13 protein-coding genes are annotated in these 13,748 nt (G+C 67.2%); 8 read left to right on the forward strand and 5 right to left on the reverse strand.

Going from position 1 to position 13,748, the window contains the following annotated elements; all coding sequences use genetic code 11:
* Positions 1-75: 75 nt before the first annotated feature.
* Genes AB1I47_RS07255 through AB1I47_RS07265 form a run of 3 tightly spaced genes read left to right on the forward strand, consistent with a single transcriptional unit; the run spans position 76 to position 2,353 of the window.
* Positions 76-1,203 carry a cytochrome P450 family protein gene (locus tag AB1I47_RS07255; RefSeq protein ID WP_354683092.1) on the forward strand — a complete coding sequence of 376 codons (1,128 nt, stop codon included), beginning with the start codon at positions 76-78 and terminating at the stop codon, positions 1,201-1,203.
* A gap of 27 nt (positions 1,204-1,230) precedes the next feature.
* Positions 1,231-1,587 carry an antibiotic biosynthesis monooxygenase family protein gene (locus AB1I47_RS07260; protein ID WP_354683093.1) on the forward strand — a complete coding sequence of 119 codons (357 nt, stop codon included), beginning with the start codon at positions 1,231-1,233 and terminating at the stop codon, positions 1,585-1,587.
* A gap of 10 nt (positions 1,588-1,597) precedes the next feature.
* Positions 1,598-2,353 carry a sulfite exporter TauE/SafE family protein gene (locus tag AB1I47_RS07265; protein WP_354683094.1) on the forward strand — a complete coding sequence of 252 codons (756 nt, stop codon included), beginning with the start codon at positions 1,598-1,600 and terminating at the stop codon, positions 2,351-2,353.
* A gap of 155 nt (positions 2,354-2,508) precedes the next feature.
* Here the strand turns inward: AB1I47_RS07265 and AB1I47_RS07270 are convergent, their stop codons facing one another.
* The gene (locus tag AB1I47_RS07270) at positions 2,509-3,258 is read right to left on the reverse strand and encodes a carbonic anhydrase (protein ID WP_354683095.1); all 750 of its coding nucleotides are present in this window, start codon (positions 3,256-3,258) and stop codon (positions 2,509-2,511) included.
* 293 nt (positions 3,259-3,551) lie between these two features.
* Between AB1I47_RS07270 and AB1I47_RS07275 the strand changes: the two genes are divergently transcribed.
* Positions 3,552-6,062 carry an esterase-like activity of phytase family protein gene (locus AB1I47_RS07275; protein ID WP_354683096.1) on the forward strand — a complete coding sequence of 837 codons (2,511 nt, stop codon included), beginning with the start codon at positions 3,552-3,554 and terminating at the stop codon, positions 6,060-6,062.
* A gap of 110 nt (positions 6,063-6,172) precedes the next feature.
* Here AB1I47_RS07275 and AB1I47_RS07280 read toward each other — a convergent pair whose 3' ends face one another.
* Positions 6,173-6,382 (reverse strand): DUF3606 domain-containing protein, encoded by a 210-nt coding sequence (locus AB1I47_RS07280; protein ID WP_354683097.1) that lies wholly within the window; start codon positions 6,380-6,382, stop codon positions 6,173-6,175.
* A 203-nt stretch (positions 6,383-6,585) separates the two neighbouring features.
* Between AB1I47_RS07280 and AB1I47_RS07285 the strand changes: the two genes are divergently transcribed.
* The 3 genes from AB1I47_RS07285 (at position 6,586) to AB1I47_RS07295 (ending at position 8,551) form a co-directional block, all read left to right on the forward strand.
* A complete protein-coding gene (locus AB1I47_RS07285) occupies positions 6,586-7,686 on the forward strand; it encodes an extracellular catalytic domain type 1 short-chain-length polyhydroxyalkanoate depolymerase (protein WP_354683098.1) in 1,101 nt (366 codons plus the stop codon).
* A gap of 236 nt (positions 7,687-7,922) precedes the next feature.
* Positions 7,923-8,168 carry a type II toxin-antitoxin system Phd/YefM family antitoxin gene (locus AB1I47_RS07290; RefSeq protein WP_354683099.1) on the forward strand — a complete coding sequence of 82 codons (246 nt, stop codon included), beginning with the start codon at positions 7,923-7,925 and terminating at the stop codon, positions 8,166-8,168.
* The gene (locus AB1I47_RS07295; RefSeq protein ID WP_354683100.1) at positions 8,165-8,551 is read left to right on the forward strand and encodes a type II toxin-antitoxin system VapC family toxin; all 387 of its coding nucleotides are present in this window, start codon (positions 8,165-8,167) and stop codon (positions 8,549-8,551) included. The genes AB1I47_RS07290 and AB1I47_RS07295 overlap by 4 nt, the downstream gene beginning before the upstream one ends.
* 4 nt (positions 8,552-8,555) lie before the next feature.
* Here AB1I47_RS07295 and AB1I47_RS07300 read toward each other — a convergent pair whose 3' ends face one another.
* On the reverse strand, positions 8,556-8,873 hold the full coding sequence (locus AB1I47_RS07300) for a 2Fe-2S iron-sulfur cluster-binding protein (protein WP_354683101.1): 318 nt from the start codon (positions 8,871-8,873) through the stop codon (positions 8,556-8,558).
* Positions 8,863-9,483, reverse strand: coding sequence for an IMPACT family protein (locus AB1I47_RS07305; protein ID WP_354683102.1), 621 nt, complete (start codon positions 9,481-9,483; stop codon positions 8,863-8,865). The genes AB1I47_RS07300 and AB1I47_RS07305 overlap by 11 nt, the downstream gene beginning before the upstream one ends.
* A gap of 308 nt (positions 9,484-9,791) precedes the next feature.
* On the opposite strand from AB1I47_RS07305, the gene AB1I47_RS07310 reads away from it, so the two are divergent.
* Entirely contained in the window at positions 9,792-11,780 is a 1,989-nt protein-coding gene (locus AB1I47_RS07310; protein ID WP_354683103.1) for a PhoX family protein, read from the forward strand.
* Between the two features lie 226 nt (positions 11,781-12,006).
* Here AB1I47_RS07310 and AB1I47_RS07315 read toward each other — a convergent pair whose 3' ends face one another.
* Positions 12,007-13,479, reverse strand: coding sequence for a sigma-54 interaction domain-containing protein (locus AB1I47_RS07315; RefSeq protein WP_354683145.1), 1,473 nt, complete (start codon positions 13,477-13,479; stop codon positions 12,007-12,009).
* Positions 13,480-13,748: the final 269 nt, after the last annotated feature.

The following is a 13,748-nucleotide window of genomic DNA, read 5'->3' on the forward strand; positions in this document are numbered from 1 at the left end:
ATGATGCGGATGTCCGCCCGCGATCGGGCGCCGAGTTTGCTGTCACAGCGCAGCACATCCGCCCCAACTGCCGCCATGCCCCCCATGTCCTCCATCGCCGATAGCGAGATCGACCCGCTCAGCGCGGTCACCCATCCCGACCCCTATCCGTACTACCGCGAGCTGGCCGCCAGCCGGCCGTTCTTCCGCGACGAGCGTCTTGGCCTGTGGATAGCCGCCGGTCCGGCGGAAGCGGCGGCGGTGCTCTCGCATCCCGATTGCCGCGTGCGGCCGCCAGCGCAACCCGTGCCGCCGTCGCTGGCCGGCACCGCCGCCGGCGAGCTGTTCGGCCGGCTGATCCGGATGAACGATGGCGCCGCGCACGCGCCGCTGAAGGCGCTGCTGATGCCGATGCTCGCGGCAATCGATCCGGGCGCGGCAGCGCGGCGCGCGGCCATGATGGCAGCGGTGATCGATGCCGGCGTTTTCAACGGCACGTCCGGCGAGCGCATCAACCGCTGGCTCTTCACCTTGCCTGTCGTGACCGTGGCGGACCTGCTCGGCCTGCCGGTTGCTGACGGCGACCGGGCCGACGAGGTCGCACAACGCGTTGCAGCCTTCGCCGCCGCGCAATCGCCGCTGGCGGACACGCACACCGTGCGCGCGGGCGCCGAGGCCGCGCAATGGCTGGGCGCATGGCTGGCCGATGCCACTGCCGCCGCTGGCCCGCTGCCGGCACTGCGGCAGGCCGCCGCCGCCGCCGGCATCGACGCGCACGCCGTCGCCGCCAACACCATCGGCCTGCTGGTACAGGCCTGCGAGGCCACCGCCGCACTGGCCGGCAATACGCTGCTGCGCCTGGGGCGCGGCACCTCCGGGCTGGCGCTGGACGAGCTGGTGGCGCGCGTCGCACAGGACGATCCGCCGGTGCAGAACACGCGCCGCTTCCTCGCCGCCGATGCGCGGCTATGCGGCCACGCCGTCAAGGCGGGGGATGCGGTGCTGGTACTGCTGGCCGCGGCATCGTGCCGCGGCACCGCGGAAGGCGCGCGCGCGTGGACCTTCGGCCACGGCCGCCACGCCTGTCCCGGCGACCGCCTGGCGCAGGCGCTGGCCGTTGCCACGGTAGCCGCGCTGCTGGCGCGCGATGCCGATCCTGCTGCACTGGCGCGCGCCTTCCGCTATCGTCCGTCGCTGAACGCGCGCATTCCGCATTTCCTCTGAGCCCAGACACTGAACCGGAGCCACCCCATGATCGCAGTCATCTTCGAAGTCGAACCCGCCGCCGGCCGCAAGGACGCCTACCTCGACATCGCCGCGCACCTGCGCCCGGAGCTCGAGGCCATCGACGGCTTTATCTCGGTCGAGCGCTTCCAGAGCCTGACCAACCCCGACAAGCTGCTGTCGCTGTCGTTCTTCCGCGACGAGGCCGCGGTGATCGCGTGGCGCAATACGGTGCACCACCGCCAGGCGCAGGCTGCCGGCCGCGGCGGCGTGTTTGCCGGCTACCGGCTGCGCGTGGCACAGGTGCTGCGCGACTATGGCCTGAACGAGCGCGAGGAGGCCCCTGCGGACAGCCGCGCGGTGCACGACCGCGCGGCGGGGTGAGGGGGCCGAGATGACGCTCGACGCAATCGGCACGCAAGCCGCCTTTATCGGCCTGACGTTCCTGCTGGCCGGCTTTGTCAAAGGCGTGGTGGGCCTGGGGCTGCCCACGGTCGCGGTTGGCATGCTGGGACTGGTGATGCCGCCCGCGCAGGCCGCGGCGCTGCTGGTGGCGCCGTCGATGGTCACCAACGTGGTGCAATTGTTCAGCGGCCCGCGCTTCGGGCTGCTGGTGCGGCGGCTATGGCCGATGCTGGTGGCGATCTGTGCCGGCACCTGGCTGTGCGCGGCGCTGGTGCCGGCGGGGATGATGACGCATGCGACTTCAGCGCTGGGAGTGGCGTTGGTGCTGTATGCGGTGGTGGGGCTGGCGGCGGTGAAGCTGACGGTGCCAACGCATGCCGAGGGATGGGTGGGGCCGCTGGTGGGGCTGGTGACCGGCGCGATTACCGCGGTGACCGGCGTGTTCGTGATTCCGGCGGTGCCTTACCTGCAAGGGTTGGGGCTGGACAAGGAAAGCCTGGTGCAGGCGCTGGGGCTGTCGTTCACGGTGTCGACGATTGCGCTGGCGGTGAGCCTGGCGCTGGGTGGGTCGCTGCTGCATATGCCGGTGCTGGGGGCGTCGTTGCTGGCGCTCGCTCCCGCGCTGGGAGGGATGTTGCTGGGACAGTGGCTGCGGCACCGGATCAGTGCTGAGCGGTTTCGCAAGTTGTTTTTTTGCGGGCTGCTGGTGTTGGGTGGGGAGCTGGCGATGCGTGGGGTGTGGTAAGGGCTTCGTCGCTTTGTTCAAATGCGCGAGCGTGCGAAGCGCGACGGTTTGCTCCCCTCTCCCGCCTGCGGGAGAGGGGAGCGTATGCGTGGGTTCGTGGCTTCGTTCAGATGACGCGCGAGATGACGCGAGCGTGCGACCCGGTGCCGCAGTCCTTAACGCCCCGCCTGCACCACCCGCCCATTCAGCGGCTGCACCGGCCGCGCGTTCATCGGATACAACTGCCGGAACGCCGCCAGCTGCGCCGGCGACACCTCCACCGGCGTCTTCAGCACCTGCCAGCGCACGTCCTCACTGCACGGCGGCGTGGTCAGCGAGCCGGTGAAAGCCCAGTACGACTGCTGCGCCGGCAGCAGCGCTGCCACATCCAGCGGCGCCGCCAGCTCTCGCGATTCGCCGGCCTTGCCAGGCATGCTGGCAAACACCTGCTTCAGTGCAGCGTTCTCCCGCCCCGCCTTGAACAGCACCGCCACCACCGCCAGCTTGCCTTCGGCATTCTGGTGCACCAGGTGCGCCACCAGCGGATAGGTCTTGCCGTTGATCTTCTCTTCGCTGGGCGTATGGAAATGGAACTGCAGCAGCTTGTACGGCACGCCATCGAGCTCGATCTGCCCCGCCGCGGGCAGGTTGACCTGGACGGTATGGCCGTTGTTGACCACGGTGGCCGGCGCCGCGGCATAGGCGAAGCCGATCGGCTTCAGGTCCGCGGGGCGGGCCTTGCCGGTGCGGATATCGATGGGCGACTGGTGCTTGCCGAGCGCGCAGGTCTTGTAGCCCGCGTCGAGCTCGGCCCAGTGTCTGGCGCCGGTGGGACCGGTATAGCTCCAGTGCGGATCGTTGCCTGCCCACGCGGCAGGGCAAAGCAGGGCTGCGCAGATGGTGATGGTCGGCAGCTTGATAGTCATGTCGATGCGTCCTCGTGTTGGTGACCCCGGATTGCGACCGTTGTCCGTGACCTGTCCCGGCCCTCATTTCGGTCTTGGCGCCCGGATCGACGCCCGGGCCCGAAATCATGCAACAAAACCGAGCGCAAGGGCGTAACGCATTGCTGAATTCAGGTCTGCACTGGACTTAACCGCAGTACGGCCCGCATACCTGCCAACGATTGATGCGGGCCGCTCATGCTGTCACGGAACCGTCATGGAGCCGACATATCGGCCCACCAACATGGCGCATTGCCCAACTGAGGAACCTTGCAATGCGCCTAAGCTCCTTCCCCTCGCGCCGTACCCATGCCGCGCTGGCCAGCGCCGTGGTCGCCGCATCGTTGCTCGTGGCATGCGGCGGCGATGACGACGACACGCCGGCGCCCGTGCCGGTCACCGAACCCACGTTGGTGGGCCGCGCCGTGCTGCCAGCCGCCACCTTTGCCAGCGGCCCGCAGTCGGGCCGCTATGTCACTGGCGACCTGAACGGCCAGACCGCGCCATTTGCCTCGCAGCCGGTGCAGGGTTTCTCGGCGGTGCTGCGCAACCCGGATGGCAGCTTCATGGTGATGGCCGACAACGGCTATGGTTCGCTGGAGAACTCCGCAGACTTCAACCTGCGCGTCTATACCGTGGCACCGACGTTCAAGACCGCCGCGGGCGGCGCGGGCAGCGTGGCGGTGCGCAGCTTTATCGAACTGAAAGACCCGAACAAGCACGTCAGGTTCGCGATCACCAACCAGTTCACCACCGACCGCGTGCTGACCGGCGCTGACTTCGATATCGAAAGCATGCAGCGCGGCAGCGACGGCACGCTGTGGTTCGGCGATGAGTTCGGGCCGTTCCTGCTGCATACCGACGCCAATGGCGTGCTGCTGGAAGCGCCGATCCCGCTGCCGGACTTCGAGAACGCCGGCAAGGAAATCCGTTCGCCGCAGAACCCGTTCAACGAGGAAGCCACGCCGGTGCGCATCATGAACGCGGTGCGCGCGCACGCGTTCGCGCATGGCGGCACGCGCACGCCGGTGTTCGCGCCGTACCACGTGCAGCTCAAGTACGACACCAACGGCGTCAAGTCCAGCCCCGACGCGCACTACGCACGCGGCAGCAACCCGCAGCCGGGGCTCACGCCGGCGGCGTCCGACACGCTCGACATGGCATCGATCAAATCCGCGGGCTACAACGTGGTCACCTGGACCGTCAACGACAGTGCCAGGATGACCGAACTGCTGAAGGCCGGCGTCAACGGCATCATCTCCGACCGCCCGGACCTGCTCTACGCCGCCGTGGCCGCCTATGATGCCAACGGCGACGGCAAGGCGGGCGACTACCTGAGCGCCGACGGCCTGATCGATCCGGCCAGGTTTGATGCCCAGGGCCACCGCGGTGCGCGCGACCTGCGCCCGGAGAACACGCTGCCGGCGATGGAAGCCGCGCTCGACAACCTGATGACGACGCTGGAGACCGATGCCGGCATCACGTCAGACGGCGTGGCCGTGCTCAAGCACGACCCGTATATCGAGTCGGTCAAGTGCCGCCGCGCTGACGGCGCGCCCTACCGCACCGCCGACGAGGTGCTGATCAGGAACCTGACGCTCGCGCAGATCCAGTCCACCTATATCTGCGACAAGCTGTTCCGCGGCGCGAGCCAGCTCAACGACCCGGCGCTGTCGCCGGTATCGGTGGCCGTGGCCACCAGCAAGGGCTATGTCAGCCCCTACGTGGTGCCGCGCGCGCAAGATGTATTCGACCTGGTCAGCGCCTATATCGCCTACTACAGCACCGGTGCCGGCAGCAGCCATCCGCAGGCGGCGAAGCGCGTGAAGAACGCGCAGGCCGTGCGCTTCAATATCGAGACCAAGATCAACCCGCGCAGCGACAAGGACGCCAAGGGCAACGTCTACAAGGACCGCACCGTCGGCGCCGACCAGATGGCCGATACGCTGGCCGGCGTGATCACCGCGGCCGGCATGGCGCAGCGTGCCGATATCCAGAGCTTCGACTTCCGCACGCTGCTGCGCGTGCAGGAGAAGTTCCCGGCGATCCGCACGGTCTACCTGTTCGGCGATTTCCCGATCTACGGCGATCCGGCCAACAGCGACGACGGCACCAATATGCAGGACGAGGCGGGCGCCAATACGCCGTGGATGGCGGGGCTGTACTGGCCGTATCGCGCCACGGTCATGTCGAACCCGTTCCGCGCCAGGCGCTCGGGCGGCTTCGAGGGCATGGCGATCAGCCCGGACGGCAAGAAGCTCTATCCGCTGCTGGAGCTGCCGCTGAGCGGCCATGACGGCAAGACGCTGCTGATCTCTGAGTTCGATATCGCCAGCCGCAAGTACACCGGCGTGCAGTACAAGTACCGGCTCGACGACAAGGGCACCAATATCGGCGACTTCATCCTGTTCAACGCGACTGAAGGCATCATCATCGAGCGCGATGGTTCGCAGGGCGACCTGAACGGTTTCAAGAAGCTGTTCCAGGTCACGCTGGGCAAGCCGGGCGAGTATGTTGCCAAGACCGAGCTGGCCAACCTGATGAAGCTGCGCGATCCGTCCGGCATCAGCGCGGGCGGCGCCGCCGGCGACGTGGCGCTGGGCGATCCGTTCGGCATGCCCTTCAACACCATCGAGGACGTGCTGGTGCTGGACGCGACCACGCTGCTGGTGATCGACGACAACAACTTCCCGTTCAGCGTCGGCCGCCACGTGGGCAGCAAGGCGCCGGATGACAGCGAGTTTGTCCAGATCCGGCTGCCGAAGGCGCTCAACCTGGCGCGCTGAGGGCGACGGGCTTAGCGTCGGGCCATGGCCTTTGCCGTCGTTCCCGCGTGAGCGGGAACGACGCAAGGCATGGCTGGCAGGTTTGGCAGGGTTGGCAGGGTTGAAGGGACTTAATGGCGCCGCGCTCCGGCGTGGTGGCCCTGGCGTTCTTCCAGCTGCGCACGCACCGCCGCGATATGGTCGCCGGCGGCATCGACGGCGTGTTCCAGATCGTCCTGGCTGCAGCCCAGCTCGCGGCACCAGTACTGTACTTCGAGCGGATCCATCAGGTTGACGCGGCCTGGATCCAAAGGCCTGAACTGGCTCATTGCATCGGTCATGCTTGCCTCCTGTCCGTGCCTCGGCGCGACACGGTCCTTGCATTGTAGGCAGACATTTGGCGCGCGTCGCAGTCAATGCCCTGACTTTTCGGCATACCACCCCGGCCGCCTGCCCATCTCCGCCACCTCTTCCGCCGCTTCCAACCTCGCCCCGGCTGCGTCTCGGTATGATGCACGGGTTACCCATGCCGACAGGACGCCGCATGCCCCGCTCTTCCGGCGCAAAACTCTGGTCCACGCTCAACAAGGCCGCCACCCGCAACGCCCGCCGCATGCAGCGCGCGGTCAACAAGAACTTCACCAAGCCGATGACCGAGGCCATCGTGCGCAACGCGGTGAAGCAATCCGCTGCGGTCACCGCCGTCACGCAGCGCGCGCTGACAGGCGTGGTCTCGCCGGTGAAGGCGCCGGAGAGCCGCGGCAGCGGACGCTGGGAGGAGGGCGCCTGGGGCGCCGGCCCGCTGACGCCGAGGCGCTACCGCATCTTCGTGCCGCCCGGCGCCACCACCTCGCATCCCGCGCCCATGCTGGTGCTGCTGCACGGCTGCGGCCAGGACGCCGCCAGCTTTGCCGCGGTCACCCGCGCCGCCGCGGTCGCGCGCGAATCCGGCTGGGTGGTGCTGCTGCCGGAACAAAGTTCGCAAGCCAATGGCCAGCGTTGCTGGAGCTGGTTCCGCCCGGCGGCGCAGGGTGCCGCCGAAGCGGGGCTGCTGATGGGATTGATCGACAACGCCTGCCGCCGCCATCCCGTCGCGGCGGACCGCGTCAGCGTGCTGGGGCTGTCCGCGGGCGGGGTGATGGCGCTGATGCTGGGCCTGCGCTATCCGGACCGCTTTGCCGCGGTCGGTTCGCACTCCGGCGCGGTGCCCTGGAGCGCCACCAATGCCGCGCAGGCGGCGCGCGCGATGCGCGGGCAGCGCGGCCCCGATGCGCAGGCCATGCATGCGATGCGCGTGGGCCTGGCAGGGCGCCGCCCGCCGCCGCTGTTGCTGCTGCATGGCGATTCCGACAACGTGGTCGACTTCAACAACGCGACCGCCACCGCGGCGATGTGGATGGACCTGCAGCCCGAAGACGCGCATCCGCTGTCACCGGTGCCGGCGCGGCGCGTTCAGCGCGGGATGCGGCGTGCGGTCGATGTGTTCGACTGGACTGCAAGCAAGTGGCCTTATCTGCGCCTGGTGAAGGTCGAGGGGCTGGCGCATGCGTGGACTGGCGGCGTTGGCGGGCATGCGTTTGCGGATCCGGCGGGGCCGGATGGGCTGAAGATGGCGTTGCGGTTTTTTCTGGCGGCTGGGGGGTGAGTAGCGAGCTGCGTGCCACAGAGCAGTGTCCCTCGTCCGTATGCCAATGGCGGCTCGCGCGAAGCTGGCGTCTACATGGCCGATTACTGGGTCATGTTAGAGATCGTTGTCGCAGACCCAATCCGGCAAAATTTCTGAAACGACTAGACCATTGTGATGATTTGCAGGAGAAGGCAGGCTATGCATGGATGCGCGACCGGACTAAACTAACTGAACTTAGTTCAGTTGGGGTGATCATGCAAACCGTCAATATCCACGAGGCCAAGACGAATCTTTCGCGGCTGGTCGAGCAAGCAGCCAACGGGGAGCCGTTTGTCATCGCCAAGGCAGGCAAGCCATTGGTGAAGGTGGTCGCGTTGAATGCCCCGGAGGCGAGCCAGGTCAAGCGTTTAGGGTTTATGGCCGGGCAAGGCCAGGTGCCGGACGACTTTGATCGCATGGGACAGGCTGAAATTGAAGCAATGTTCGGCGGCGAGTCATGAAAGTCTTGCTCGACACACACCTCTTGCTATGGGCCGCGTTGACGCCCGACCGGCTGTCGTCCGACGCCAGGGCGGTACTGGATAGCCAGTCCACAGAGCTTTTCTTCAGCGCGGCCAGCCTATGGGAAATCGCCATCAAGCAAGGGCTTGCACGCGCGGATTTCCGGGTCGATGCCCGGGTCTTGCGCAGAGGCCTGCTCGATAACGGCTACAGCGAGTTGCCGATCGGCAGCGAACATGCGGTGGCTATCGATTGCCTCCCGCTGATTCACAAGGATCCGTTTGACCGTCTCCTGGTGGCCCAGGCGACCGTCGAAGGCATTACGCTGCTGACTTCCGACAGCGTCGTGGCCCAATACCCCGGGCCTGTTCGCCTGATCTGAGCGTCTAGCCGAGCCTCACCGGCTCAATCACCACGTCGCTTTCCGCACAAGCCACGCACGGCAGGATCAACCCCTCTTCCTTCTCATCCAGGCTCAATCCCGGCCATTCGATCCGGTAGCGGATCTTCCCCGCATGCAGCTTGCTTGCGCAGGCGCGGCAGGTGCCGTTGCGGCAGGAGTTGGGCAGGGCCACGCCTTCGAGCAGCGCGGCTTCGAGCAGGCTTAGCGCCGCGGGTGCAGCAAAGGTCGCGTCCCCCGGCAGAACCCGCGCGCTGAACTCGGCGCTGTCGTCCGGGGCGGCCACATCGTGCTCAGCGGTCATGGCGCTCTCCGTCCGGTTCCGGGAACCGGGCGCGCCCGTGGGTGGCATCGCGCAAGGTATCGCGCGCCGCATCGACCTGTGCAGCCGGCAGCCGGATCAGCAGCGTCGCGAGCGCGCCATACGCGGTGTCGGCCAGAGTAAAGCCATCCTGCGCGGATTGCTCGAGCCAGCGGCGCACGCGTGGCTCGTCGGCATAGTCGACGGCGACGGTGAGCGTGGCATAGGCAATGCGCTCGACCCGTTCGGCGGACTTGAGCGCCGCGGCAATCGCATCGGTGTAAGCGCGCACCAACCCGCCAGCCCCCAGTTTGACGCCGCCGTAGTAGCGCACCACTGCCGCCAGCACGCCGTCGAGGTCATGGTGGCGCAGTACCTCCAGGATCGGCCGGCCGGCGGTGCCGGAGGGCTCGCCATCGTCGGACATGCCCGACGCGCCGCCGGCCAGCAGCGCCCAGCACACGTGCGTGGCGGTGGGGTGCTGGGCGCGCAGCGCCTGCAGCGCGGCCATGGCGGCGTCCCGGTCGGCAACGGGCAGCGCCAGTGCCAGGAAGCGGCTCTTGCGGATTTCGATCTCGGCGTGGACGGGAGTGGCTAGCGTGTAGGTCGGCAAGCGGAAGGCAGGAGACGGACGGAAGGGCGGGTGCGGCGGGTTAAATTGAAGCCAATAGTTCCGCGCCTGTGGGGCCGCGGAAGGCAAACGGGGAGTGTACCGCAGGGGCAGCCCTGCCATGGCACGGGGCCCTGGTTTTGTGTTGCATCGTCAACTTGCTGTCACATACGCCCCATACGATCCGCAGCGGACGGGCGCAATGACGCCTGCCGCCCGCCTGTGCCAACAGGTGCCCGGCCGCCCCCGGCAAGCCGGAGCCATCAGTCAGAACCATATCCATCCCTTTTCCTTTTCCCCGGATTAAAAACATGCTTGAACAACCTGATGCTGGCCGCCGCAAGGCCTTGAAACTGCTGGCGGGCGCACCGCTGCTGCCGCTTGGCTTCGCCTCGGCCGGCCTGCTGGCCGGCTGCGGCGGTGGCAGCGACGCCGTTGCCGCACCCGTTCCGGCCCCCGCGCCGGGCGCCACCTTCACCACCGCCGAGTTCATCCCGATGAACGCGCCCACGCTGGCCGATGCGCCCGCCATGGCGACCACCACCGTCGGCTCCAGCCTGAAGGTGTCGTTCAGCGACGGCAGCAGCCAGACCTACAAGCTCGCCTACCAGCCGTTCTTCGTGACCGGCGACACCCTGCCGGACGGCAAGGGCGGCACCATCGTCGGCGGCGGCTACTACGACATCAACAACCAGCCGATCATGGACACCTCCGTGGCCGGCAAGGACCGCCAGTTCTTCTCGGATGCGCCGGACGGCAGCTCGCTGCTGACCGTGGCCAACCCGACCGTGCCCGGCGTCAAGGGCAACACCGTGTTCGCGGTGGTGCAGTTCGAGTACACCTCGCGCAACCAGAACAACGTCAGCATGTACGGCCTGCTGCCATCGCCGATCGCCGTGCTGACGCTGGACCAGGATCCCGCCTCCGGCAAGCTGACCGTGGTGAAGTACCACAACGTCGATACCTCGGGCGTCAACGGCCTGTGGATCACCTGCGGCGCCAGCCTGTCGCCGTGGAACACTCATCTGTCGAGCGAAGAGTACGAGACCGATCTGATGGACGCGGCCGCGGTCAAGCAACTGCAGGGCTACAGCCAGAACCTGTATGGCGACCCGGCCCGGGCCAATGCCTACAACTACGGCCACCTGCCGGAAGTCACCGTCAACGCGGACGGCACCGGCACCATCAAGAAGCACTACTGCCTGGGCCGCATCTCGCACGAACTGGTGCAGGTGATGCCCGACGAGCGCACCGTGCTGATGGGCGACGATGCCACCAACGGCGGGCTGTTCATGTTTATCGCCGACAAGGCGCGCGACCTGTCCAGCGGCTCGCTGTACGTGGCCAAGTGGCACCAGACCTCGGGCGTGGGCCCGGGCAGCGCCACGCTGTCGTGGATCAGGCTGGGCAGCGCCACCAGCGCCGAAATCCGCGCGCTGGTGGACGGCGGCATCAGGCTGGCCGACATCATGGACGTCAAGACCGCCGATCCGGCCGATGCCAGCTACACCCGCATCATCTATAACGGCAAGCCGAACTGGGTGAAGCTGGTGCCGGGCATGGAGAAGGCCGCGGCCTACCTGGAAACCCACCGTTACGCCGCGCTGGTCGGCGGCAGCCTGGGCTTTACCAAGATGGAAGGCACCACGGTCAACATCAAGGACAAGAAGGCCTATTCGGCGATGTCGCGCATCGAGTCGAGCATGCTCGCGGGCAATGCCGCCAACGCCGGCGATATCCAGGTCCAGGGCCCGTACTCGGGTGCCGTCTATGAGCTGAACCTGAAAGGCGGCCAGGCCGACAGGAACGGCAATGCGATCGACAGCGAATGGGTGCCGGTAGATATGGCCGCGGTGCCCGCGCTGGTTTCCGAAGACCTTGGCGGCGGCAAGATGAAGCAGCAGGACGCGCTCGGCAACTTCGCCAACCCGGACAAGGTGGCCACGCCCGACAACCTGAAGTTCTCGGAAAAGCTGCGCACGCTGTTTGTCGGCGAGGACAGCAACACCCACGTCAACAATTTCCTGTGGGCCTACAACGTCGACACCAGGGTGCTCAGCCGCGTGCTGTCGTGCCCGGCCGGCGCGGAATCCACCGGCCTGCATGCGGTGGACGAGATCAACGGCTGGACCTATGTGATGAGCAACTTCCAGCACGTTGGCGACTGGGAGTCGCCGTTGCATGACATCGTCAAGCCGACACTGGATCCGCTGGTGCGGGCCAACTACAAGGATCGGTCTGGTGCGGCGGTGGGGTACCTGACGGGGGATCCGATTGGGGTGAGGCTGGCGAAGGGGTGAGGTCCCAGACCATAGCGCATTCGCAACCAGCGCACTGTGACGCAAGCCGCTATCGCTGGTGAACGCATCCCTCACCCACAAAGTTGGGGGAGTGGGTGAGGGCCGGAGCATCCACGAAGTAACGCGCGTCGGTATGCCAGCGCCTGCCCTCTCCCCCGGCCCCTCTCCCGCAGGTGGGAGAGGGGAGCAAACCGCCGCGCATCATCTGTTCAGCCGCGAGCCCGAATCACCCCTCGTCCCGCGCATCCATCCGCATCCCCAACGCCGCCAGCTTGCGATACAGCGTCGCGCGGCTCATCCCCATCCTCTTCGCCGCCTGCGTCACCTGCCCACCGGCCGCTTCCAGCGCCTGCGTGAAGAACTGCCGCTCGAACGCCGCCAGCGCCTCGTCATAACGTGCCGGTCCGGCCGAGGCCAAAGCCGGCGCCCCGGCGATGACCGACAAATCCTCATCGACATGAAATGGCAAGAAGGCCCGCAACGCCGCCGCATCCAGCCGGCACGTCCCGGACAGCATTACCGCCCGCTCCAGTACATTGCGCAGCTCACGCACATTGCCCGGCCAGTGATAGTGGTGCAGCAACCGCACTGCATCCTCGGTCAGCTCCAGCGGACGCCCCGCGTGCTCGCCCGCGATCTCGTCGATGATCGCGTGCGCCAGCGCGCCGAGGTCATCCAGCCGTGCGCGCAGCGGCGGCACATGGATCGCCAGCACATTGAGCCGGTACCACAGGTCCGCGCGAAAACGTCCCGCGGCCACCAGCGCCGGCAGGTCGGTCGACGTCGCCGCGATGATCCGCACATCGGTGCGCACAAGCTGGTTGGATCCCAGTGGTTCGATCTCCTGGTCCTGCAGCACGCGCAGCAGCTTGCTTTGCAGCGGCAGCGGCATGTCGCCGATCTCGTCGAGAAACAGCGTGCCGCCGTCGGCGAGCTGGAACTTGCCGACGCGGCCCTTGCGGTCGACACCGGTATAAGCGCCGGGCGCGGCGCCGAAGAACTCCACTTCCAGCAGCGTCTCGGGGATGGCCGCCACGTTGACCGACACCAGCGGCTGGCTGGCGCGTGCCGAGGCGCCGTGGATGGCGTGGGCCAGCAGTTCCTTGCCGGTGCCGGTTTCGCCCAGCAGCAGCACCGGCGCATTGGCTTGCGCGGCCAGCCGCGCGTGGCGCTTGGCTTCGAGCACCGGCTTGCTGCTGCCGACGATGCTGGCGAACGAGTACTTGGCGCGCCGCAGCCGCGCCAGTGAACGCTGCGTCGCGGCCAGTTCCGACTGGGCCTGTGTCAAGCGCGCCAGCAGCGGCGTCAGGCCCTGCAGGCCATTGAACAGTGCAAAGCCGACGGCACCGATCACACGCCCGTCGTCGTCTTTCAGCGGCAGCCGCGTGACCACCTGTGGCTCCTGCTCGCTCTCCATCAGGTCGAGCAGGATCGGCCGCCCGGTCTCGACCACCTGGCGCATCAGCGTATTGGGGATGACCTCCTCGCAATGGCGGCCGATGGCCTGCCGCGGATCGGAAAACCCCCAGCGCGCGGCGTAGCGCTGGTTGATCCAGACCACGCGCGCATCGGCATCGACGATGACCGTGCCTTCGCTGAGCGCATCGAATTCGCTGAACAGGGATTGCATCGCACGGCGCAGTACGCCCTGGTGGTCGGCGAGAGACGAGTACGGCGAGGTGGCGAAGTCAGGCGGCATCGGGATCGTAGTCAAGGTGCCGAGATAACGGCCGGCAGCCGTGTCCCGGAAATGAGACGGCAATGTCGCAAAGAAAGGACGGCACCGCAATCCGCAGCAACCCCAGTTGCATGGCGACGTGGCGCGGCATTCCGACGGATCAGGCACACAATAGTCGTCCCGGAATTGAGACAACATTCCCAAATATAGTGACTAATAAGGCTCGTATGACGGTGGCACGTCCGTTGCTCTATACCGCCCCACCCGACGCAACCTTGCCGCGGCGGGCA

It is taken from the genome of Cupriavidus necator, from assembly GCF_040578825.1.
GTDB classification, from domain to species: domain Bacteria; phylum Pseudomonadota; class Gammaproteobacteria; order Burkholderiales; family Burkholderiaceae; genus Cupriavidus; species Cupriavidus necator_E.